Source organism: Vibrio sp. CB1-14 (genome assembly GCF_040412085.2).
In the GTDB taxonomy this organism is placed as follows: domain Bacteria; phylum Pseudomonadota; class Gammaproteobacteria; order Enterobacterales; family Vibrionaceae; genus Vibrio; species Vibrio chaetopteri.
In genome coordinates this window covers 995657-1017612 of record NZ_CP115921.1, presented here as the reverse complement: position 1 = coordinate 1017612, position 21956 = coordinate 995657, and the positions used below count along the sequence as shown (strand labels likewise).

The following is a 21956-nucleotide window of genomic DNA, read 5'->3' as shown; positions in this document are numbered from 1 at the left end:
TGGCGTGCTCTTTGCAGAACTCCGGCAAGGAAGTACGTAAAGATAAGACTCATTGGATAATGAGTACTAATGCGAATGAATCGCAGGACATAATAATGAAAAATATCACTAAAGTGGCCGCCATCGTTTTGGCAGCCACCACTCCAACTATATCGAATGCAGCTAACAATATGATCGAAGCGCGCGGCGCCGCCATGGGTAACACTGGCGTAGCCTCGGCTGACTATCTAACGGCAGGCTTATACAACCCAGCCTTAACGGCATCATACAAGGATAGTGACGATGTTGGTCTACTACTTCCAACATTTGGCGTAAGCGCTCGCGATACTGATGAAAGTATCTCTACGCTTGACGATCTACAGTCGTTGATCGACGAGTACGAGAAAAACCCGTCAGGCGAACAAGCAAAGCTAATCGAAATCAACCGCCTACTTGATCAACTCGAAGGCAACAAACCGACAACCGTAAGTGCCAACTTAGGTTTTGCGGTAGCGATTCCATCGAGCCTAGTATCTAGTAATCTCTACGCTCGTGGCTACGCAGAAGCGATTGCAGCGCCTTTAATTGAACCTAACCAAGGTGATACTCCTACAGATATTCAAAATCGCTACGAGAACTCTGAAGTTCAAATGCAAGCTTTTGCTAGTGCAGAGCTCGGCCTAGCGCTAGGCAAAAACTTCACCATTGCCGATCAAGATGTCTCGTTTGGTATCACGCCTAAGTTTCAAAAGCTGCGTACGTACGCATTAATCGCAAGCGTTGCCGACTTCGATGCCGACAATGCAGAAGATAGCATGGTTGAAAAGAGCGCTTTTAACTTCGATTTGGGCGCAGCATGGCACTATAACAACTGGCGTCTTGGTCTATCGGTTCGTGACCTCATTCAACAAGAGATTGATGTACAGACCTACGAAGGGACCAAGATTGATACATACAAGCTAAACCCGATGGCAACCATTGGTTCTGCATACAATGGCGAGTTCGTGACCGTTGCGGTCGACATTGAACTTACTAAGCAAGAGCGCTTTGCTAGCCTAAACGATGAAACTCAGTTCCTACGTTTTGGTATCGAGGGTAATGCTTGGGATTGGGCACAGCTTCGCGCAGGTTATGAGATCGACATGCAAGACAACGTCGACAGTGCCATCACTGCAGGTATTGGTTTGAGTCCGTTTGATGTGGTAAGTCTAGATATTGCGGGCAACTACGCTGGTAGCAATCAATTGGGCGCATCTGCGAACTTAGCATTTACGTTTTAATTGCTAAGCAAATAGAAAAAACGGAGCGATGATCGCTCCGTTTATGTATTTGGCAGTTCTGTTCTATACGACTAAGCGCTTAGAAGAAGTACTTGAAGCGTACACGAACACCTTTGTCTGTATCTTCCTCAAACACTTTCGCAGTTGTTTGGTCATCTACAGTTGTGTAGTAAGCACCTAGGTAGATTGAGAAATCATCTACTTCTAGTACATCTGCAAACTCGTAAGACGCGTACACTGTGTCTACTTTCGCCTTACCTTCTGTGTACGATAGCTTCTTGTTTTCGTACTCGTTATTTGCGTGGATGTAACCAAGACCGAAGCCTTTGTATAGTGCGTTCACACCAACAGTCATGTTGTCTTCGTCAACTGCATCCATATATGCGAAGTTCGCGATAAGGTTCCAGTCAGTTGTCGTGTAGTTTGCAGTCACACCATAACCTTTACGGTCAGAGATATCTACTTCGCTAGTCTTAGTGATTACCGCATCTTTAACTAAGTTAGCTTCCATAGATGCTGCAATACCAAAGTTACCTGCTTGATATGCTACGACCGGGCGAATCAATACAGAGTCTTTGTTATTTACAACTTCGGCATTGTGGTACATTGCTGCTCCCTCAGTACCGGCTGGTGAACCGAATACTACAGAGCGATCACCAATCATTGAGCCTAGCTCGAAGTATACGTTACCAAAGTTTTGGCTATACATGATTTGACCGTCAGAACCACGGCCACGACCTTCTTTCATTTGGTATACATATGCTGCGTTATCACGGTAAAGGTCATTGGCTGTATCACCAGAGTACTCTAGGAAGGTATCTTGCCCCACAGGGAACATATCGTATGCTTCAAAACGACCCATACGTAGGTTCCAGCCATCTTGTGCACCAAACGCAAACCATGCATCATCCAGAGCGACGTCACCGTTGCTTTGCATCAAAGGTTGAACATTTACTTGAAAAACATGGCCGTTGTTTGTGATGCGCTCGCCAGCAAACTCAAGAAGAATACGACCAGATTGGTTGAATTCGTTGTTCTCTTGACCTTCGCGGTCTTGGAAGTTGAAGTCAAATTCAACGTCACCACCGATAGAGAAGTTACCAGTCTCGTTATCTACGATGCTGATACCAGCGTTTGCACCCATAGCAGCAGAAACCAAAACTGCAGCTAGCGATAGCTTAAATGTATTTTTCATTATTAACCCCAGGGATTGTAATTAACTATTTTTTTTATATTTAAAAGCGTTCTGTTTGTAGTGAATGAGAAGGGATAAACCTAGCGCCTCATTCACACGTCACATCAAACAAAAAACTTGAAATCATTTATCGAATGAACGAGGGCAATTTTGGGCAATTTCATTCACACCATCAATCCTAATAAGTTAAAAATGCCTATCTAAATCACGCTTTTAGATAAATACAAAAGATGATAAAAATCAAAAACTTATATATAAATAAATATCCATTTAGCTTTAAAAACATTTATTGACTCAATTTATATGAACTTTAATTGAATTAACGGTCTTACAGTGATGCTTGTCACAATTACAGATTGATAAAAATATTAATTATTTGTTTAAATTGCAGGCCGGGCATGTAACACAAATGTAATTGTTATTTGCGTGTCGACATAACAGCAGTTAACTAACAAGTTGTACAGATGCACCGCGATCAAGGAGAACTCGCTACAACACCTCTTGATGCCAACTTCTCGGTCGTGCCGTGGTCAGACAAGGCACATCGGCCTGCAAATAAACTTGCTATTAGGCGCATATGGTCTAGGTTAACAATATGAAAGTAATTGAGGAGTGAGTCGCATGAATCAAACGTTGGAGCAGGACATTGTTGACGCCATTCATCATTTAGATACTAACCAACTTAGAGACGTAAAATCGTTTGTTGAACGCATATCGAGCGAGAAACAGATCAAAGACTTGGTCACTGAAGAAGAGCTGGCCATGATACTCAAAGTCAGCGCAAGTAAGCAGCGCTGTTAAAGCTCGCTCGCCAGAATATAGACAAAACAAAGGCCAGCATTTGCTGGCCTTTGTTATTGATAACGAGAGCGTCAAATATCACTACTGATACTGAAGTCCCTTTAGATAATGAATCTTCCCTTCTGCACCCGTTAGCAGGAGCTGACTAAGCTGCGCTACGAACAGACGTGACGTAAACACCGTTTCCCCGTCATCACAGAAGATTTCAATACTTGAGTTATCGACAAACACTCTGACTCGACTCTGAGTACTCAGGCGCTTAGCAAAACGCACTGTGCCAAACTCAGCAGCGTGTACCTCTGTCACATCGGTTCGATCCAGAATCCACTCTTCTTTATTGCCCGAGAACACCATTTTGTCACCGTTATCATTGGCAAGTTCAATGCAGAAGTTGCTTTCAACGGATAGCTCTAGCTCAAATGCAGCACTACTCAATGTGTTGCTCGTCGTTAACGGTTGAGTGGTGTGTCTTAGTGCTTTAAGCTCTTCTAGCGGTTGCTGAATCAGTTTATTACCGCGAATCGTCACTTCTCTTGGCAGCGTGAGCATGTGAGCCCAATAGTTTTTATCGGTTGGGTATTCACTTTTAGAATTGCCAAGCCAGCCAATAAGAATTCGCCTGCCTTTCGGGTCTAAGTAGGTTTGAGGGGCATAGAAATCAAACCCCTTATCCAGTTCAAAGTAGCCTTGGTTTTCAAACACACGCTTCTCGGTATCGATAGGTTTGCCCACGATATAGACCACAGAAAAGACGTTCTTTAAGTCGTACTTACTCTCAGACGTCACGCCTTGAGGCGAGAAGATAAACACTCCCCTATCATCTTGCTCATAATAATTTGGACATTCCCACATGAAACCAAAGTTATCGAGGCCAATATCGACATTACCCAGATATTGATAGCTATCGAGAGAGGAACCGCCATAGATTGCCAGTTTTCCCTCATTCTGATGGCTTTCAGCACCAATCAACATATAGTAGTCATCACCACGCCTTAGTGTGACAGGGTCACGCATGTTATGAGTGTAGTGCTCGGAGTTGAAATCGACCACTACCCCTTTTTTCTCGACTTTGCCTTCTTTATCCATGACCGCCAGTATCTGCGTCGGATGACCAGAATCTGGCTCGGGCACATAGTGCGCAGTGTAAAGCAGGTTCAATTGCTCATTTTCAACCACTGCGATTCCAGTATGACAACCGTGTTGATCGTAGTCTTGGTCTGGATAAAGCGCGACACCTCGGTCAGTAAAATGCACAAAATCTTTGGTCGTCACGTGATACCAGTGCTTCAAACCATGCACAGGACCAAGTGGGAACCACTGATAAAAGATATGGTGCTCACCGTTGAAATAACACAGACCATTTGGGTCATTCACCAACCCATGCTTTGGCGCAATGTGATAGCTTGGATAATAAGGATCCTGTTTGGTGAGCTTCGCAATATGCTGCAAATACTCATCCGAAACTTCGTCTAGCCTAACCATACGGTTTTGACGGTTCGAAAAATCCATAACGACTCTCTTTAAAACTCAAAATAAAAAATCCCCTCATGTGACTCGCTCATCCATGAGGGGATAAAATCAATGTGTTAGTTTGTTTCTTTGTAGAACAGTTTGGTCATTGCGAAGGCAACCAAGGCTGCAACTAGCATAACAACAACATACATGCCTAGACCGCCGCCCAAGTAAAGCAACATACCTGGAAGCATAGTGGCACCTGTACCTGCAGAGCCAATACCTGCAATCGCACCGATACAGCCACCAATCGCACCACCCACACAGCCGTACAAGAAAGGCTTAACGCGAGGTAGAGTTACCGCAAACATCGCAGGTTCAGTGATACCAAACAGTGCTGGCAGCGCCGCGCCAAACATGCCTGACTTTTTGACCTTGCTGGTTTGCATGGTCATCACTGCCATCGCCGCGCCAAATTGGCCAGCAATCGCCGCCGTACCGAGCGGGTTGATGTAGTCGAAACCTGTCTCAGTCACCATCGCGATCGTAATTGGAACAATCGTATGGTGCATGCCTGTCACAGCCATAAACTGAATGGCGCCGCCGTAGATGAGACCACCTATGCCGTATGGGATTTGCAGGAAGTAAACAACAATATCAGTAATGAACTTCTCAATACCTAATAGCAACGGACCAACAAAAACCAATCCAGCAATCAATGACACGAGAAGCGTGATAAATGGGGTAAGGATCAGATCCAATACCTCTGGCACATATTTACGAGACGTCTTTTCCACCATAGCGGCGAACCAGCCCATAAATACGGCAGGTAGAATGGAGCTTTGCAGGCCTGTCACCGCAATTTCGAAGCCCATAAATGGAATCATTAGCGCTTCCGCGTTACCAAAGGCGACATCCCACTTATTGGCAAGCTGCGGTGCCACCAGCATCAATCCGAGCACGATACCCAATACCGGGTTGCCACCAAACACGCGCATCGCTGACCAAGTGACCAAAACAGGGATAAAGATAAAGGCGGTGTCGGTCAATACCTGAGAAAGTGTCGTCAGCTGCGGAGACAGCTCAACGCCAAAACCACTGACGATCAGTCCGCGCAGTCCCATGAGCAATCCCGTTGCAACGAGTGCAGGGATAATCGCAACGAAGATGTCTGAGAAAGTTCGAGTAACGCGCTGAAACGTGCTACCCGATGCTTCCTTCTTAGGTGCTGCACTTGTGTCTACTTCACCATTGCCAGTGAGCTCAGCAAACACTTTACCCACAAAGCCGGTACCTAGAATGACCTGATGTTGGCCATTCTTAAAGAAGTAACCGTGAACTCCCTCTGTTTCGCCTAGCTTTTCAGCGTTAACTTTTGAGTCGTCCTTGGTGACGACGCGAAGACGCGTTGCGCAGTGCGTCAACTGTTCGATGTTGCCTTCACCACCGAGCAAGTCCATAACTTGCGATGCGACAACTTTAGCATTTCTTGCCATGGTTCCGTTCTCTCCTAAGAGCACAAAATAGTAACCTGTATTCAACGTGTATTAATGTAATACAGGTAAAATACAGGATAAACCTTTTTGTTGTATTGAACGTGAGAAACGTGCTTGTCATCACAATCAATAATAGATAGAGGGCATATAAAAAAACCACCTTATCAAAAGGTGGTTTTATTGATCTTGGTAGAAACTAGAGCCTCGCTACTATCTCAAAGTCATAGACACTCGACTTATAATAGACAATGGAGTACTCATACGGCTCAGTCTCACTGCGATAGTTAATCGATTCGTTGATCAAGATCGGCTCAAGCGCTTCAACTGATAACTTATCTTGTACGAACTCACTCGGCAATGACGGCTTGATCTTTTGATGCGTTTTTACCATCTCGATGCCTTGCTCTTTTAAATAAGCAAACTTAGATCCAGACAACACCTCTTTATTGAGGTCAGGCAGCAGTGCAACCGGAATGTAGAAATCTTCATAAGACACGACATCACCATTGACCACACGCAAACGGCCGCATCGATACAATTCAGAACCCGGATCAACCAGCAGTTTTTCGGCCAACGCTTCATCGGCCACTGTCTTTTCAAAATGGATAACTTGGTTGCTCGCTTCTAAGCCTGCACCTTGCAGCTCTTGTGCGAAGCCCGCCATGCCCAAAAAGTCATGTTTGAGTTTTTGAACCGCAACATAAGTCCCCTTCCCTTTTTCAGAAACGGTATAACCAATATCGGCCAACTGACCAAGTGCTTTGCGCACAGTCACACGGCTCACCCCCAAACTGTCTACTAACTGACTCTCAGAGGGCAACTTGGAACCTTGTGGGTATAGCCCATCATCAATACGTTGTTTGAGCGTATCGGCGATCTGTATATAGAGAGGTTGTAGTGATTTCGAGTCCATGTGGCGCTAGCGTCTCCGATTATGAATGTGAGCAGGGATGCTCATCTTGCTTTTATAGTCCTTATTAGACAGCGTCTTTTGCAAACAATCAAACGTCTTCACCGCCAACTGTTGGCAATCTTGCTCGATAGAGTCGATTTGCAGTGGCAAACAATCGAGCACGGAATAGTTATCAAAGGTAGCTATGCGCATCGGTTGCTGGGCGGCATCTGCCATTAGGTTGTGCTCATTTAGATACCTGAGCACCCCCTCTAATAGTGAGTAGGATCCAGTAAATAGTGCAGCAGGGAGCCGACCGAGATTCTCAACACAGCTTTGCATCATCTCATAACCACTTTGAGGCTGATAATCTTGGTTAAAGACAAGTTCAGGTTGCAGCGACTGTCCCCCCTCTTGAACAGCATCGACGAAGCCTTGATAACGCTCTCGGCTAGGAGATAAAGAGAGTTGTCCGCCGATAAACGCACATTCAGACACATCTTTTACCAGTGCAGATACAATAGTTTTCGTGGAATCATACGCATCCGTCGTTATCTCACTATAGCGCTCGGACTCCACCTCTCGGTCAAAAAACACTACTGGAATATCTTTGATATGACTTTGATAATAGTCATCGCTATCTAAGCATGAGGCCACCATCATGCCATCAACTTGGCGTTCAATAAGGTTCGCCACCGCTTTTTGCTCTTGCAAGGGATCGTCATCGGTAGAAGCAATCAGCAACTGATAACCCGCGGTTAAGCACAACTGTTCCAATGCTTTCGCAATCGTAGCAAAACCCATATTGGTAAGATCTGGAATCACCAAGCCAAAGGTTTGAGTCTTTTTCGACTTGAGCGCTCTGGCATAAACACTGGGCGAATAGTTATGCTCCTCAACGACACGCAGCACGCGTGCCACCGTCTCTTTATTAATGCGGTGTTTTTCTGCATGTCCATTCAGCACAAAACTGACGGTCGATTTAGAGACCGCAGCTAATTGTGCGATATCGGCCAATTTTAGCTTTTTGCTCATCGCGTTCTACTTATGCTTCCTGCTTGTTGCGTCTTATATAGAGAAGATCTTCACTGCGGATCGTGATCGTGCTTCAGATCACAATTTTTAGCGCCGCTATCATAGTGTCTATTAAAACACATTTTCTTTGCTAAATCGATTTAGTAAACTCAAAACAAATCGATTAGTACAGGAAATTTGTTATGAGTAAGGTTTGGGTAACTGGCGATGCCGTTGTAGATTTGATTCCTGATACGGACACGACGTATCTAAAATGTCCCGGCGGCGCTCCTGCAAACGTCGCTGTTGCGATCGCTCGACTCGGTGGTGAGACCGGCTTTTTTGGTCGTGTTGGCCAAGATCCACTTGGTCGCTTCATGAAGCAAACACTTGGTGCAGAAAAAGTGAATACTGACTTTATGCTATTGGATGATGCCCAGCGCACGTCAACGGTTATCGTTGATCTTGATGAATCAGGCGAGCGCAGCTTCACCTTTATGGTTAAGCCAAGTGCCGATCAATTTATGCAAGTAAGCGACATTCCTGAGTTTAGCGCAGGCGAGTGGCTGCACGTTTGCTCTATCGCTCTTGCTAATGAGCCAAGCCGCAGCGCGACGCTGGAAGCGATGAAACGCATTAAACAAGCTGGCGGCTTTGTCAGTTTCGACCCAAATCTTCGCGACGAAGTGTGGGGTGACCAAAGCCTCATCAAGCCTGTGTGCCAGCAAGCCATTGCTCTGGCCGATGTGGTTAAGTTCTCAGACGATGAACTGATGCTCCTAACTGAAACCGACAACCTTGACGCCGGTATCGCAGCGCTCGGTGAATACAACAATACACTTGTGCTCATTACTCAAGGCGCAAAAGGCGCATTGGTTATTCGCGACAATGAGCAACAACTCATTGCGGGCACACCAGTCAAACCCGTTGATACCACAGGCGCAGGCGATGCGTTCGTTGGCGGCCTACTGACTCGCTTATCTAAAACAGCAGATTGGATCAATGATGAAACAATCGTAGATGCGGTTCGCTGGGCAAACGGCTGCGGCGCTTTGGCGACAACACAAAAAGGCGCAATGACCGCGCTACCAAGTGAGCAAGCCCTTATCGATTACATCAAGTAATCTTGTGCCCCTTGCTGCGGTAAGGGGCGACTTCTTCCCTGTTATACCTCGCCTTTTTTTCTCAAGCGTTATCGTCACGATAAACAACCTAAATTGAAGCACACTGTCTATTTCTTTATAAAGCGCCCTCCCAGTTTCTAACAACGATGGTGCATCATGCAAACACTGATCGACAACCTGACCCAACATGGCTATTTCGTTTGGGATGACTTTCTCTCAACCGAGCAGGTTTCAGCTCTCAAAGAGTGCTTACCTGAAGAGTGGAACAAAGCGCGTATTGGTCGTAATGATGATGTGGCGCGTGAAAGTACCATTCGCAGTGACAAGATCTGTTGGCTTTCACCCGATCTTGGCGATCCGGTAGGGCAATTTCTTAGCAAGATGGAAATCATTCGCCAAACTGCAAACCAACACTTTTTCTTGGGGCTATTTGAATATGAAGCGCACTTCGCCAAATATGAGAAAGGCGATTTCTATCAAAAGCATCTTGATTGCTTCCGTGGCAACGAGAACCGCCGCCTGACGACCGTGTTTTACATGAATGATGAGTGGACAGACGAAGACGGCGGCGACTTAGTGGTTTACGATCTTGATGACAATGAAATCACTCGCATCAAGCCTAAGTCCGGCCGTTTGTTTGTGTTCTTCTCAGAAATGTTCCCTCACGAAGTTCTGCCTACACAACGCGAGCGCTTTAGTATCGCTGGTTGGTTTCGAATTAATGGCGTGAAAGACAACGTTCTTGATATCGCTCGTTAAGCCTCCTCCTACTCTATCCATCTAACACACTAGCAAGTTCTTTATCAAGAATTTGCTAGAAGTGTCCGCTAGCGGATACTCTTCTCCCTCCCCATCTCTTACACTCTCTCACATCAACAAGAAACACCCGCTATTAGCCTCTATAATTTTTTTAGACGACATCAAAAAGGGGCAGCGATGACAAAGACAGTCTGCAGTAAACAAATTCGATGGACGACCTCCTTATCAAGTGAGCTATTGAGTGACCTTGAGTTCATCGCTGAGCGCACAATGCTGTCTAATCAGAGCATTGCTGGCGCAAGCTTGATTAATAAAGGCGTTAACTTTGTTGAAAAAGGGACACTGGCGATTTGCATTCAAACGCCAAACTTGAAAACAGCAAACTGTTTACTGGTGGGTGAAGGAGGTTGGTTTGGCAACTATATTGATGATGCTCATTCCTTGTCCTCATTTATCATGATTGAGATCGAACCTTGCAGCATCGTTCATTTTAGCAATCAAAAACTGACGCCAATTACTCGCAAGAACAATGAGATTTTCAAATGGTTCTACTCACTCACATTCGAATCTCGAGAAAAATGGCTACAAAGCCAAATAGTCAACAATGCCAATATTACTGAACGGATCGTCTATCAGTTGATTGAAATCTTAGCTCATATTAGTAGTAAAAGCATGCCTATGGAAATAGCAATTTCCCAACAACAATTAAGTGATATGACAGGTATTGCAAGACAAAGAGTTAATGAAGTGATGAAAGAGCTAGAAAGAAACCAAATGGTTTCACTGCACCGCGCTAAAATTATTATTAACTCAATTGAAAAACTAGCTCGTTATTTAGACGATATGGATCTCAGCATTCGAGATCCACGAAATATTATTTAATACCTAGTACCATCGGCCTTTTGGCCGCGTTTACCACCAAACAATCAGGGTCTCCTGAGGACTCACTTTATCTGAAGGTTACTATGCCATTTATCTACGCTATAGCAGTTAATACCGATACAAAAGACGATGTAAACAAAAAGCTCCGGGTCAATGGCCTTGAGGGTGAAGTCGTCGTAGATAACGGTGGCAATGTTTATATTTGCCCACAAATAAGCACAACTAAGTGGATGTATTATCCAAAATCAGAACAGCGAAATCATCGTAAAGATACACGCTGGGACTCGATTTTAGAAACAACATTACTGTTCATGGAAAAGCACTACATTATCTCAGTGGATGATAGGCACCCTACATGGTTAGATATCGACAGTCTATTCCGCTGTCCGAAGATGGAATTATATATTGAAAGCTTAGATTTAATATCTAGCCGTCATAGCTACCACAATTAATCGAGATTTTACTATGAAATTATTCAACTACATTCCACACTCATTATTTATCTTTGCCCTTGGTTCACTTTATGGCTGCGGCAATTCGACACCTCAAATTAATGAGCCTGAGATCATGACAACCTCATCCATGAAAATTCGTACATTCGATCTCATTCAGAATCACTCCGGCTTCGCAATTCATGATGTTGTTGCTCAAACTCACTCTCAGCATAAGTACCACTTGCTGAAAGATCATGTCCTAAGTCATTCAAGTCTTCTGACCACCGTTCACTTTAGCGAACCGATTGACTCGCTCCACCCGTTTACCATCAGTTTATTGGATAGAAACCTACAAATTAAACGCGCAAGCACCCAAATAGACATCGTTGATGACGCTTTTTACTGGGTATTTGCTATTGGTGATGTCATAGCAAGTCAGTATTCACTCTACGCAATGACCAGGCCTGATATCACACCTGTTGACGATAGTGTTCCACTGTTTATTGTTGATACAACCTTACCTCAACACAGCATGGCACAACTTAAGGTGACTGATAGTGATTTGTCACTGCAAACGTTGTTACTCGACTCGCCAACACAAATTAACTTACCAAAGGATATTGGCGACTTTTCCATCGAAATAAAACACAGCGAATCCAATACGATTCTCTGTGAGAATCTACTCTCTAAATATACCCACCTATATAGAGAGGAGGTGATTCACTGGCAAGATGGACAATGGTTAGTGGTTGTATCCGGTAATGAGCAGTGCTCTCTTCATCTTATCTATTAGACTATAGTGTCGCGTATGGGTCTTGTAGTGAGCACTGACCCATATACTGCCTATTCATTCAATAAAACTGCAAGAATAGTAGTTTAAAATATTAATAAACATCCTTTATAAACAATAACTTAATCAATAAACACCCAGTAGCACATAAATTTCATCACTGCAGAATAAAGCTGTTTTTTATGATACCTATCGCAGCCATTGGTACAAACCCCATGAAATGCACTTGAGTGCATATATTCTTCACACGTTTCTCATCGGTTTTGACTAGCTTGAATTTCATACGCGAGCTGCACAGCTGTTTCAAGCACTCGCACTGTCAGTTATCTCAACGCTGACTTTATTCAATAATTCGATAACTTTTGAATGGAACACAATATGTTAAAGACATTTTTGACCTTTTCTATCGCATCGGTTTTTGCGATCAACTCTAGCTATACCCTAGCTGAACAAAACCTTGCAACTCCAGAGTTACAACAAAATGAGGTATTAGCACCGCTAGTCACAGCATCAGCAGACACTGCGCTTAGCGATCAGTACATCGTGGTACTCAAGCAACCTATGACGCTAAGTAACGATCCTATTGCGTTACAACAGTTCACAGAGCAGACCGTTTCCGGTCTGGCTACCCAGCATTCATTTGAGATAGAAAAAGTCTTCAATCGCTCGCTAAGTGGCTTCGTTGCCACACTTACCGCCGAGCAATTGTTAGAATTGCGTGGCGATCAGCAAGTCGAGTTCATCGAGCAGAACCAGGTCATTACACTGGATCCGATATTCTCAACCAACGCCAATCAAAGCAACGCTATTTGGGGACTGGATCGTATTGATCAGCGCGATCGCCCACTAAACAGTAACTACAGCTACAACTATGATGGCAGCGGTGTGACCGCATACGTTATCGATACGGGTGTCACCAACACTCACCCTGAGTTTGGTGGCCGCTCGCGATCTGGTTACGATTTTGTCGACAATGACAGTGATGCCACCGACTGTAACGGCCATGGTACTCACGTCGCTGGCACCATTGGCGGGGCGCAATATGGTGTCGCAAAAAACGTTAATATCGTCGGTGTCCGCGTGCTTAGCTGTACCGGTTCTGGTACCACTGCTGGCGTTATCAGTGGTGTAGACTGGGTGGCGGCAAACGCATCTGGGCCTTCGGTTGCCAACATGAGTTTAGGAGGTGGCGTATCTACGGCACTTGATCGCGCTGTTGCTAGTGCCGTGCAATCAGGGGTGAGCTTTATGCTCGCTGCCGGCAATGATAATGCCAATGCTTGTAACTCCTCCCCTGCTCGAGAATCCAGTGGCGTCACCGTGGGCTCCACCACCAGTAATGATGCACGTTCAAGCTTCTCTAACTGGGGCAGTTGTGTCGATGTCTTTGCGCCGGGCTCAAGCATTAAGTCTGCTTGGTATGACGACAGCTACAAGACCATTAGTGGCACTTCGATGGCAACGCCGCATGTCGCTGGTGTCGCAGCACTGTATTTGCAAGAAAACGGGTCACTCTCACCCGCTCAAGTGGCCGCTAAAATCAGTGAGCGTGCGAGCATCAACAAGATAAGCGATACCAATGGCACCGTGAACAAACTGGTTTACAGCCTCACCGATAGCGGTTGCGGCAACGATTGTGGCGGCCAGACACCAGATGGTGAACTCAAGAACGCGACACCCGTGAGCAACATTTCTGGCGGTCGCGGCGAGCAAAAGCAGTATTACATTGATGTCACTGCTGGACAGCGTTTGAGCGTCACGATTTCAGGTGGCTCTGGCGATGCCGATTTGTACTTGCGCTATGGCTCGGCCCCAACGCTCAGCAGTTGGGAATGTCGACCTTATCGCTACGGTAACCAAGAAACCTGTACCGTAACGAGTACAAAAAACGGCCGCTACCACATCATGCTTAACGGCTACACCAGCTTTAGTGGCGTAACGCTAGAAGCGCGTTATTAACTCAGCTTTTTCATCTAACCAATGAGTTATGAAAAACGCCAGCCTTCAAGGCTGGCGCTATTGCATTAGTCCGCGTTAGGCCGAACTTTAAACTCAAGGACTTTCGGCACACAAACATCAATGCAGCGTCCGCAACTGATGCAGTCCTGACTCATTACCCGCTTGTCACCCGCTTTTAGTGGCTGTCTAAGTACATCCGGCTCTGGGCAAACATTATAGCAGTCCATACACTTAGTACACGCTTCGCGGTGAGTGGCTTTTATACGTATTGGACTCTTACGACCAATCACACCATAAGTTGCTCCAAGCGGGCACAGATGCCCACACCAACCGTGTTCGACCAGCACCAAATCCAACAAGAACACCAACGCAATAAGGATCCAACCTGCGCCCATCCCAAATACCAACCCACGATGCAGTGTCGCGACGGGATCCACCCACGCCCAGAGCAGCGATCCCGATACCGCACTGCCAAGTAAGATCACGGGGATCAACCAGTAACGTATTGTTGGAGACCACTTGAAACTGGTTTTGAGATTCAGCTTACGGCGCAGCCATGCCGCCATATCCGTAACGATATTTAGCGGACACACCCAAGCGCAAAACGCGCGAGGAGCTAGCAACGCATAAAAGACCGCAACGACAGTGACACCAATTAGTGCATTCACCTCGGGCCAATGTCCGGTAGCTAATGTTTGCAGAACCAATAAAGGATCACTCAGTGGGACAGTACCTAGCAGCATGCTAGACGACAAATTGCCCTGTAAAATACCCCACGTAGGCCCCATCATAAATAAGCCAATTATCGAGAGCTGACACAACCTACGTAGAATCAGAAATCGATGAGCGCGCCACCAGCCAAGTTCACGGATAGCGTCATTACCAGCATCTTTAGCGAGATTCTTAGCCATTATTTTCTCCCGTCATTGATGCGAATATGCTCAGTTGGTGCAATTTCCGGCGTTTCAGGGAAGGTACCATCTCGCAGCTCAACCTGTTCTTCCCAGCCAAGCTGGTAATGATCCCCCATGTAACCCTTAGCGAGTTCAATCGGAACCACTTTGATAACAGGTACCTCAGTCACGCAGGCTTGCTCACATTTACCACAGCCCGTGCAAGCATCGGAATGAACGGTAGGGATGAACATCGCATGATAACCAGTTCGCTGGTTACGAATCGGCTCAAGCGTGATTGCTTTATCTATAAGAGGACAAACGCGATAACACACATCGCAGCGAAGCCCTTGCCAGTTGAGGCACTCCTCATGATCAATCAGCACCGCTAGCCCCATCCGCGAGTCATCAATGTTAGTCAGCGCATGGTCTAGAGCACCGCTTGGGCAGGCTACGACACAGGGAATGTCTTCACACATCTCGCAAGGAATATCGCGCGCGGTAAAATATGGCGTTCCAGAAGCAACGGGAGAGAGCAATGTGGCGAGTTTCAGCGTGTCATAAGGACAGGCTTGAACACAAAGGCCGCATCGTAAACACGCTTGGTCAAACTGATTGCCTTCCAATGCGCCGGGCGGACGAATAGGCACGCCACCACTGATTCTGGCTTGTCCTTGCTTGGATTGAAGTCCTAATACAGTCGCGGCTGCGCCGACACCGACCGCGGTTCGAGCGGCGTCGCGAAGAAATCGACGTCGACTCTGTGAAGTTTTCTCTGGTGACATATACTCCGCCTTATCAGTGATGAATAAATGGCATAAGGCTATCCCATAAAGTTAATGGGAAATCTGTCATTTGGAATAGTGCTTTATGGTTATACCTAACCTCGCTTGATTTCGGTCAAGAAAGGCTGGTTACTTAGATCACATTACGACATTTTGGGTATGCCAAACGTTCCAGCTCACAATAAGTGACAACGTCACCAGAATAAGTTAGCACTGACATCCCAATACAAAGTATAGCGTATTGAACGTCGCGAAAAGGACATGTCAATCGAAGAGGAAAGGCGCCTCAATAGAGGCTTGAGGCGCGATAAGATTGTTTTGAGCTATGCCGTTTTCACCGCTTTAGCCGCTGGCTTAGCTGCCGGTTTCACTTGATTTGCACCTGATGCCGATGCAGGTTGCGGTGAACTTTTGGACGCAGGAGATGGTGTATTGGCCTCTTTCTTAGCTTGGCTAGTTAAAGTCACCACTTCTTTCTCAGGCAGTTCAGCGGTTTCACCAAAGAACTTGCCACCCGGTTCAATGCTCAAATTGTTGCTCCACACTTTGCCTTTGACACGACCATTTGCCAGAATCTGGATCTGCTCCGCGTGACAATCGCCTTCCAATATGCCATTGACAATCAATTGCTTAGCATAAACTTCGCCTTTTACTCGACCAGATTCAGCCACCACCATCACACCTTCAATGTGCAACTGACCTTCAACGATACCATCGACTTGTATATCGTTTTCTAGTTTGAGTTTTCCGCTAATAACACAGCCTTTGGCGATGAGAGTTGAAGCTGCTGAGCGACTCTTTGTTCCACTGTTTTTACTAAAGATTCCCATCGTATTGCTCGCTCCTTTTTAAAGATATCTTCGAAATCGTTTACGCCCCACTCCACGAACGGCTTAGGGTCAAGTGCTCGCCCAACAAAGCGAACTTCATAATGCAAATGTGGACCCGATGACAGGCCACTGTTACCAGAAATGGCAATGAGCTCTCCCTTACGGACGAACTGTCCCGGGCGAACTTTAAAGCCCTTTAAGTGAGAGTATGAACTGGAGAAACCGAACGAATGCTGCAACCTAAGAAAGTTACCCGACCCTTTCTTACTGCGTCTTGTCACTTCAACCACGCCATCCGCTGGCGCGTAAATTTTTGTGCCAGTATTGACCGCAAAGTCCATACCTCGGTGCATTTTTAGTTTGCCCGTCACCGGGTGCTTTCGCTTACCAAACTGTGACGAGATGCGCTCTTTACCCACCGGTGAACCACTTGGGATCTGGTTGAGCATCGTCATACGCACGTTAGAGTGAATCGCCGCTACATCAAGTCTTGAATCTAAGTCGATATTCTCTGGTGAGTCGGCTACGCCCAATACCTTTTCCAAATCTGCTAGGCGCTCTGACACTAGGCTAATTCGCTCTTCACGCTCAGAGAGATCTTGTTGCAATGTCTGCTTAAGATCTTGCAGGTTGGCCAACTCGTCCCCAAGCGTTTGTGATTCACTGGCAAGCTCCGCCTGCTTTAACTCCGCGTAATCCACCACCTGATACAAGTGCTGAATAAGTAGCACGGCCCCTAGCACTAACACCAGCCCGATCCCCGCCAAGCTCTTTAAGCTGCGACGCATCGATTTACTTAGCTGCCAGTGGGAGGAGCCATTAATCGTTGAAATTGAGATTGTGAGTTGATCTTTCATGATAGTGCAGTGTTCCATAACGCGGTGGCAGCCTTTGCCGTGTTCCTAATTGATAATCTACGAAATCCCTATATCAGGTACTAGTCAGAAGCGGCAAAAGAGTGTCAATACGTGATGTGGTTTCAGACAATTTAGAAAAAACTATATTACGTTTAACAACCAGTTAAAAACATCCGCAACAAATTCTTCTACCTATGTCGTAGTAAAATTCACAATCGCTGGCGTTGTGATCATAATGGCAGTGTAGATTATCGAAAATACAATCAATATTCTGGACTCACGATATAGACACTGTTAACACGCTCGCTCTGCAGTATCGCATAGCAAGATAAGTACAAAATTAATCGAAAGAAATCTATCCAGTCACCGAATCGCTAAAAAGCGACTTGACTTCATAACTTGATGAAATTCAGCTAGAAAATAGCCAACACCCTTCTAATATTGATAGTAGATCTCCATAGAAGGGTTAGGTATGAAACGTTCACTGCTAATCATTATTCCACTAGTCTTAGCGCTCCTTGGCTGCCAAAACGATGACAACGGCAAGGCATTAGGCACACTGGAAAGAGATCGTATTTCTTTTTCTTCCACAGCTAATGAGATCATTCGTGAGCTACCCGTAAGAGAGGGAACCCGTGTCAAAACTGGTGATGTACTTGTCCGCCTTGATACTAAACGCCAAGAAGCCGTGCTAGCGCATGCCATCGCCGAAGAGGCTAAAGCTAGTGCTTACTTACTGCGTCTAACCAATGGTGAAAGACCGGAAGACATTGCTGCCGCCAAAGCGCAAGTCGATATGGCAGAAGCAAAACTCACCGAAGCTCAGAAAAACTATTCCCGCGCCTCTGAGCTAGTGCGAAAAAAACTCGCCAGCCAATCGCAAAAAGACCAAGCGGTCGCCAGCCGTGATACTGCCAGAGCCGAGTTAAACTCTGCCAATGAGGAATTTTCCAAACTCACCGCAGGCTCTAGACCCGAAGATATTACTCAAGCAGAAGCCGCGCTTGCCGCCGCTAAAGCCGATGTTGCTTTACAAACTCAACAGCTTGATGAGTTGACTATTACTGCCACTCGAGATGGCATCTTAGATAGCCTGCCGTATAACCTAGGCGAACGTGTTTCCGTTGGGGCGTTTGTTGCTGTGGTGCTTGCAGATCGTATCCCTTATGCCCGAGTCTATGTTCCTTCTTCTGTGCGCGTAAAGTTCGTTCCTGGACTGCAAGTTGATGTACACGTTGACGGTCTCAATGAGGTGTTAACTGGCAGCGTGCGCTGGGTGGCTGCCGACCCTTCGTTCACGCCTTACTATGCCCTCACAGAAGACGAACGCTCTCGACTTATGTATTTGGCCGAAATTGACCTTCCTGCGAGTGCAGAAAGCCTGCCGACTGGCGTCCCTGCTCAAGTCGACTTGCAAGGACTCAAATAGATGACAGACATTGCAGTAACAGCGACCAACTTGGTCAAAAAGTTTGGTGACTTTACCGCCATCAACGGAATTAACCTCTCTGTGCCTAAAGGCAGTATCTACGGGTTTTTAGGGCCAAACGGATGCGGTAAATCCACGACAATTCGCATGCTCACAGGTTTGCTAAAACCCACCGAAGGTGAGGTCAATGTGCTCGGCTTACAGATCCCCGAACAATCTGAAGCACTCAGGCTTAAAATTGGCTACATGACGCAAAAATTCTCTCTCTATGATGATTTGACCGTTCTTGAAAACCTTCAGTTCATAGGCCAGATATTTGGCTTAGATAGGGCTTTGCTGAAACAGCGAATCGCCGAGCAGATGACCATCTATGGGCTCACTAACCTCCAAAAGCAGCGAGTCGGCGGCATGAGCGGAGGACAAAAGCAGCGACTTTCTCTCGCTTGTGCCACCATGCATCGCCCCGAGTTGTTGTTTTTAGATGAGCCCACATCCGCCGTTGATCCTGAGAATCGTCGCGACTTTTGGGAACAGCTGTTTGATCTAAGTGATCAAGGCACCACGATACTGGTCACCACTCACTACATGGATGAAGCCGAGCGCTGTCATCGCTTAGCCATTATGGAATCCGGTGAGATGCGCGCCGATGGCGAACCAGAAACCCTAATGAACAACATGGGTGTCAACATCATTGAAGTAAAAGCCTCGAATCTTAGAGCGTTAAAAGAACGCCTCATTGCATGCCCAGAAGTACGCTCTGCCGCTCAGCTTGGTATTCGACTGCGTGTACTCATCTACCAGCAAGTTACCGATCCCATTAAGTGGCTCATTAACACATTTCCCGAGCTAGAAAATTGCGAACTCACACCAGCAAGACCTAGCCTCGAAGATGTCTTTGTCTCTGTCACAGGAGAAGGCCGACAATGAAAAGTTTCACTCGTATGAGCGCCATTATGGTGAAAGAGATCCGCCAGCTTTCACGCGATCGCATCACCTTTGGCATGGTGATTATGATCCCACTCATTCAGCTTATTCTGTTTGGCTTTGCCATGAACACGGACGTCCGCAATATACCGGTTGCTATCGTGGATAAAAGTGAGTCAGCGCCTGGTCGGGTGATTGTAGAAGCCGTCAAAGTCACTCAAGTCGTAAATGTCAAAGCTCAATACGCCACCGTAAAGGAAGCAGAAACGGCGATTAGAGAAGGCGTCGTGCGCGCCGCATTAATATTACCAACCAACCTAACCCAGCGTATCACGCACCAAGAAACACTTGGGCAGTGGCTTGTGGATGGTTCTGATACCATGGTAAGTGCAGCCTTACTCTCACTGCAAACTATGCCGATAGCGGAGTTTGCTATCGCAGGGTATCAGCCCAACCAAACCAAAACTTTTGAAGCAACCTTGCTGTATAATCCCAGCCAGCGCTCTGCGGTCAACATCGTGCCTGGTCTGCTTGGGGTGATATTGACCATGACCATGATCCTCTTTACCAGCGCGGCCATCGTGCGCGAACGAGAGCGGGGCAACTTAGAGCTACTTATCACCACGCCGATCCATTCGCTTGAATTGATGATTGGCAAAATCGTGCCCTATATCTTCATCGGTCTTATCCAAATTTTCATTATTTTAGGCTTGGGCTACCTCATTTTCAGCGTTCCCATTAATGGGCAAATCAGCCAGATACTACTCGGTAGCTTACTGTTTATTGCCGCTAGCCTCACCTTAGGGCTGGTGATTTCAACCATCGCTCAGACCCAGCTACAAGCGATGCAAATGACCGTGTTTATTCTGCTTCCCTCCATTCTACTCTCTGGCTTTATGTTCCCCTACGAAGCCATGCCCACTGCCGCTCAGTGGATTGCAGAAGCTTTACCGGCCACTCACTTTATGCGCATGATTCGAGGGATTATTTTACGCGGTGCTGATTTAGCAGACGTATGGCGAGATACACTTTGGCTGGCTGGATTTACCTTCATCGGTATTGTTGTGGCTGCGCTAAGATTTAAGAAGAACTTGGACTAACCGAGCCATTCATGTCGGCCATCCAACCATTACAACAAATTGACAAGGAAGCACCATGGTTTCGAATAAACAAAATAGCAAGAAGTTCGATCTCAACTTGTTGCGAGTGTTTGTCTCGACCTATGAAACACAGTCTGTCACTAAATCAGCTGAAGAATTGGATTTAACACAATCGTCAGTCAGTAACGCACTGTCAAGACTAAAAGGCGCACTTGGCAGTGAACTGTTTACCCGAACAGGACGAGGCATTAAACCGACAAGGTTTGCGGTCGACTTTTACGAGCACATACATGAACACTTGTTGGGTATCGATAAGGTAATGGAAGGGTTGGACAGCTTCGACCCACTCACTAGCCGGCGAAGCTTTGTAATCTATTGCCATGAAGCGGCTCTACTGCGGCTTCAAAAACAGCTCCATGTTCTTGACAAGTACCCAGGCATCTCTTTAATCCTAAAAGAGCTACCTCCCAATGATGCACGTATTTATGAGGACTTAAGGCTCGAAAAAGTCGATCTTGTCATTGACGTAGCCCCACCTGACGGTCGCGTTTTTCAGTCACAGCTTTTGCACAGCGACGGTCTAGTCTGCATTGCAAGTCAGCATCATCCTCGACTCAAGAATGGCCAAATGACCAAACAAGTCTACATGGAGGAAAGCCATGCGCTGCTAAACATTCGTCGCGATAATCTCACTTTTGTTGAATGGTTAGTCAGCGATGTTTTGCCTCCTAGGCGTACCCACAGCCAACATTCATCACTACTAGGCATGTTGCCTTCTATTTCTCAATCCCAGGCAATTGCAACCGTCCCTGAGACGTTATTTGAGGAGTATGGTGAGATGTTCCACTTACAGTCACTACCGTTCCCTTTTGAGACTAAAACCTTTGACACTTATATGGTTTGGCCGAGCAAAATGGCACGTAATTCAGCATTAACTTGGATACAGCGTCTAGTGAAGTCGCTATTGGAAAAGCGTCATGTATAGCAAACTGATTAGTTTTACTGAACCAAAAATACAGAAACGCCGCTCAATGCATGTGCGGCGTTTCGATATTCAATTCGTTATCTCTGACTAAATCAG

Annotated in this window: 21 protein-coding genes; 12 read left to right on the top strand and 9 right to left on the bottom strand. The window is 46.1% G+C overall.

What is annotated here, in order from left to right:
* The first annotated feature begins 95 nt into the window (after positions 1-95).
* Complete coding sequence (locus PG915_RS20415; protein ID WP_353498838.1) at positions 96-1259, top strand: conjugal transfer protein TraF; 1164 nt, start codon at positions 96-98, stop codon at positions 1257-1259.
* 79 nt (positions 1260-1338) lie between these two features.
* On the opposite strand, the gene PG915_RS20410 is transcribed toward PG915_RS20415, so the two are convergent.
* Positions 1339-2454, bottom strand: a complete 1116-nt coding sequence (locus PG915_RS20410) for a carbohydrate porin (RefSeq protein WP_353498837.1) — start codon at positions 2452-2454, stop codon at positions 1339-1341.
* Positions 2455-3075: 621 nt separating this feature from the next.
* Here PG915_RS20410 and PG915_RS20405 point away from each other — a divergent pair.
* On the top strand, positions 3076-3255 hold the full coding sequence (locus PG915_RS20405) for a hypothetical protein (RefSeq protein WP_353498836.1): 180 nt from the start codon (positions 3076-3078) through the stop codon (positions 3253-3255).
* Between the two features lie 81 nt (positions 3256-3336).
* On the opposite strand, the gene PG915_RS20400 is transcribed toward PG915_RS20405, so the two are convergent.
* The 4 genes from PG915_RS20400 to PG915_RS20385 all read right to left on the bottom strand — a co-directional run bounded on the left by PG915_RS20400 (position 3337) and on the right by PG915_RS20385 (position 8130).
* Complete coding sequence (locus PG915_RS20400; protein ID WP_353498835.1) at positions 3337-4764, bottom strand: sucrose-6-phosphate hydrolase; 1428 nt, start codon at positions 4762-4764, stop codon at positions 3337-3339.
* Between the two features lie 77 nt (positions 4765-4841).
* Positions 4842-6203, bottom strand: a complete 1362-nt coding sequence (locus tag PG915_RS20395; protein ID WP_353498834.1) for a PTS transporter subunit EIIC — start codon at positions 6201-6203, stop codon at positions 4842-4844.
* 196 nt (positions 6204-6399) lie between these two features.
* Positions 6400-7116 carry a GntR family transcriptional regulator gene (locus PG915_RS20390; RefSeq protein ID WP_353498833.1) on the bottom strand — a complete coding sequence of 239 codons (717 nt, stop codon included), beginning with the start codon at positions 7114-7116 and terminating at the stop codon, positions 6400-6402.
* 6 nt (positions 7117-7122) lie between these two features.
* The gene (locus PG915_RS20385) at positions 7123-8130 is read right to left on the bottom strand and encodes a substrate-binding domain-containing protein (RefSeq protein ID WP_353498832.1); all 1008 of its coding nucleotides are present in this window, start codon (positions 8128-8130) and stop codon (positions 7123-7125) included.
* A gap of 182 nt (positions 8131-8312) precedes the next feature.
* On the opposite strand from PG915_RS20385, the gene PG915_RS20380 reads away from it, so the two are divergent.
* The 6 genes from PG915_RS20380 to PG915_RS20355 all read left to right on the top strand — a co-directional run bounded on the left by PG915_RS20380 (position 8313) and on the right by PG915_RS20355 (position 14057).
* Positions 8313-9233, top strand: coding sequence for an aminoimidazole riboside kinase (locus PG915_RS20380; RefSeq protein WP_353498831.1), 921 nt, complete (start codon positions 8313-8315; stop codon positions 9231-9233).
* Between the two features lie 156 nt (positions 9234-9389).
* Positions 9390-9992 (top strand): 2OG-Fe(II) oxygenase, encoded by a 603-nt coding sequence (locus tag PG915_RS20375; RefSeq protein WP_353498830.1) that lies wholly within the window; start codon positions 9390-9392, stop codon positions 9990-9992.
* 270 nt (positions 9993-10262) lie between these two features.
* Positions 10263-10874: a Crp/Fnr family transcriptional regulator gene (locus PG915_RS20370; RefSeq protein WP_353498829.1), complete on the top strand. Its 612-nt coding sequence runs from the start codon at positions 10263-10265 to the stop codon at positions 10872-10874.
* An 83-nt stretch (positions 10875-10957) separates the two neighbouring features.
* Entirely contained in the window at positions 10958-11326 is a 369-nt protein-coding gene (locus PG915_RS20365; RefSeq protein WP_353498828.1) for a hypothetical protein, read from the top strand.
* A 13-nt stretch (positions 11327-11339) separates the two neighbouring features.
* Positions 11340-12101, top strand: coding sequence for a hypothetical protein (locus PG915_RS20360; RefSeq protein ID WP_353498827.1), 762 nt, complete (start codon positions 11340-11342; stop codon positions 12099-12101).
* A gap of 375 nt (positions 12102-12476) precedes the next feature.
* Positions 12477-14057, top strand: a complete 1581-nt coding sequence (locus PG915_RS20355; protein ID WP_353498826.1) for a S8 family peptidase — start codon at positions 12477-12479, stop codon at positions 14055-14057.
* Between the two features lie 65 nt (positions 14058-14122).
* Here PG915_RS20355 and napH read toward each other — a convergent pair whose 3' ends face one another.
* The 4 genes from napH to PG915_RS20335 form a co-directional block, all read right to left on the bottom strand.
* Positions 14123-14968, bottom strand: coding sequence for a quinol dehydrogenase ferredoxin subunit NapH (napH, locus tag PG915_RS20350; protein ID WP_353498825.1), 846 nt, complete (start codon positions 14966-14968; stop codon positions 14123-14125).
* Complete coding sequence (gene napG, locus PG915_RS20345) at positions 14968-15735, bottom strand: ferredoxin-type protein NapG (RefSeq protein WP_353498824.1); 768 nt, start codon at positions 15733-15735, stop codon at positions 14968-14970. Before napG ends, napH begins: the two co-directional genes overlap by 1 nt.
* Before the next feature lie 323 nt (positions 15736-16058).
* The gene (locus PG915_RS20340) at positions 16059-16565 is read right to left on the bottom strand and encodes a bactofilin family protein (RefSeq protein ID WP_353498823.1); all 507 of its coding nucleotides are present in this window, start codon (positions 16563-16565) and stop codon (positions 16059-16061) included.
* Positions 16469-17422, bottom strand: coding sequence for a M23 family metallopeptidase (locus PG915_RS20335; protein ID WP_353498822.1), 954 nt, complete (start codon positions 17420-17422; stop codon positions 16469-16471). Before PG915_RS20335 ends, PG915_RS20340 begins: the two co-directional genes overlap by 97 nt.
* A 472-nt stretch (positions 17423-17894) precedes the next feature.
* Between PG915_RS20335 and PG915_RS20330 the strand changes: the two genes are divergently transcribed.
* From PG915_RS20330 to PG915_RS20315, 4 genes are read left to right on the top strand one after another with little or no spacing between them, the layout of a single operon-like run.
* Entirely contained in the window at positions 17895-18851 is a 957-nt protein-coding gene (locus tag PG915_RS20330) for an HlyD family secretion protein (RefSeq protein WP_353498821.1), read from the top strand.
* Complete coding sequence (locus tag PG915_RS20325) at positions 18852-19778, top strand: ABC transporter ATP-binding protein (protein ID WP_353498820.1); 927 nt, start codon at positions 18852-18854, stop codon at positions 19776-19778.
* Entirely contained in the window at positions 19775-20875 is a 1101-nt protein-coding gene (locus tag PG915_RS20320) for an ABC transporter permease (RefSeq protein WP_353498819.1), read from the top strand. Before PG915_RS20325 ends, PG915_RS20320 begins: the two co-directional genes overlap by 4 nt.
* 55 nt (positions 20876-20930) lie before the next feature.
* A complete protein-coding gene (locus PG915_RS20315) occupies positions 20931-21860 on the top strand; it encodes a LysR family transcriptional regulator (RefSeq protein ID WP_353498818.1) in 930 nt (309 codons plus the stop codon).
* The last annotated feature ends 96 nt before the right edge of the window (positions 21861-21956 follow it).

Excerpts from the sequence above, each read along its gene's own strand:
- PG915_RS20415 (WP_353498838.1), top strand. The coding sequence starts at position 96 with ATGAAAAATATCACTAAAGTGGCCGCCATCGTTTTGGCAGCCACCACT.
- PG915_RS20410 (WP_353498837.1), bottom strand. The coding sequence starts at position 2,454 with ATGAAAAATACATTTAAGCTATCGCTAGCTGCAGTTTTGGTTTCTGCT.
- PG915_RS20405 (WP_353498836.1), top strand. The coding sequence starts at position 3,076 with ATGAATCAAACGTTGGAGCAGGACATTGTTGACGCCATTCATCATTTA.
- PG915_RS20400 (WP_353498835.1), bottom strand. The coding sequence starts at position 4,764 with ATGGATTTTTCGAACCGTCAAAACCGTATGGTTAGGCTAGACGAAGTT.
- PG915_RS20395 (WP_353498834.1), bottom strand. The coding sequence starts at position 6,203 with ATGGCAAGAAATGCTAAAGTTGTCGCATCGCAAGTTATGGACTTGCTC.
- PG915_RS20390 (WP_353498833.1), bottom strand. The coding sequence starts at position 7,116 with ATGGACTCGAAATCACTACAACCTCTCTATATACAGATCGCCGATACG.
- PG915_RS20385 (WP_353498832.1), bottom strand. The coding sequence starts at position 8,130 with ATGAGCAAAAAGCTAAAATTGGCCGATATCGCACAATTAGCTGCGGTC.
- PG915_RS20380 (WP_353498831.1), top strand. The coding sequence starts at position 8,313 with ATGAGTAAGGTTTGGGTAACTGGCGATGCCGTTGTAGATTTGATTCCT.
- PG915_RS20375 (WP_353498830.1), top strand. The coding sequence starts at position 9,390 with ATGCAAACACTGATCGACAACCTGACCCAACATGGCTATTTCGTTTGG.
- PG915_RS20370 (WP_353498829.1), top strand. The coding sequence starts at position 10,263 with ATGCTGTCTAATCAGAGCATTGCTGGCGCAAGCTTGATTAATAAAGGC.
- PG915_RS20365 (WP_353498828.1), top strand. The coding sequence starts at position 10,958 with ATGCCATTTATCTACGCTATAGCAGTTAATACCGATACAAAAGACGAT.
- PG915_RS20360 (WP_353498827.1), top strand. The coding sequence starts at position 11,340 with ATGAAATTATTCAACTACATTCCACACTCATTATTTATCTTTGCCCTT.
- PG915_RS20355 (WP_353498826.1), top strand. The coding sequence starts at position 12,477 with ATGTTAAAGACATTTTTGACCTTTTCTATCGCATCGGTTTTTGCGATC.
- napH (WP_353498825.1), bottom strand. The coding sequence starts at position 14,968 with ATGGCTAAGAATCTCGCTAAAGATGCTGGTAATGACGCTATCCGTGAA.
- napG (WP_353498824.1), bottom strand. The coding sequence starts at position 15,735 with ATGTCACCAGAGAAAACTTCACAGAGTCGACGTCGATTTCTTCGCGAC.
- PG915_RS20340 (WP_353498823.1), bottom strand. The coding sequence starts at position 16,565 with ATGGGAATCTTTAGTAAAAACAGTGGAACAAAGAGTCGCTCAGCAGCT.
- PG915_RS20335 (WP_353498822.1), bottom strand. The coding sequence starts at position 17,422 with ATGAAAGATCAACTCACAATCTCAATTTCAACGATTAATGGCTCCTCC.
- PG915_RS20330 (WP_353498821.1), top strand. The coding sequence starts at position 17,895 with ATGAAACGTTCACTGCTAATCATTATTCCACTAGTCTTAGCGCTCCTT.
- PG915_RS20325 (WP_353498820.1), top strand. The coding sequence starts at position 18,852 with ATGACAGACATTGCAGTAACAGCGACCAACTTGGTCAAAAAGTTTGGT.
- PG915_RS20320 (WP_353498819.1), top strand. The coding sequence starts at position 19,775 with ATGAAAAGTTTCACTCGTATGAGCGCCATTATGGTGAAAGAGATCCGC.
- PG915_RS20315 (WP_353498818.1), top strand. The coding sequence starts at position 20,931 with ATGGTTTCGAATAAACAAAATAGCAAGAAGTTCGATCTCAACTTGTTG.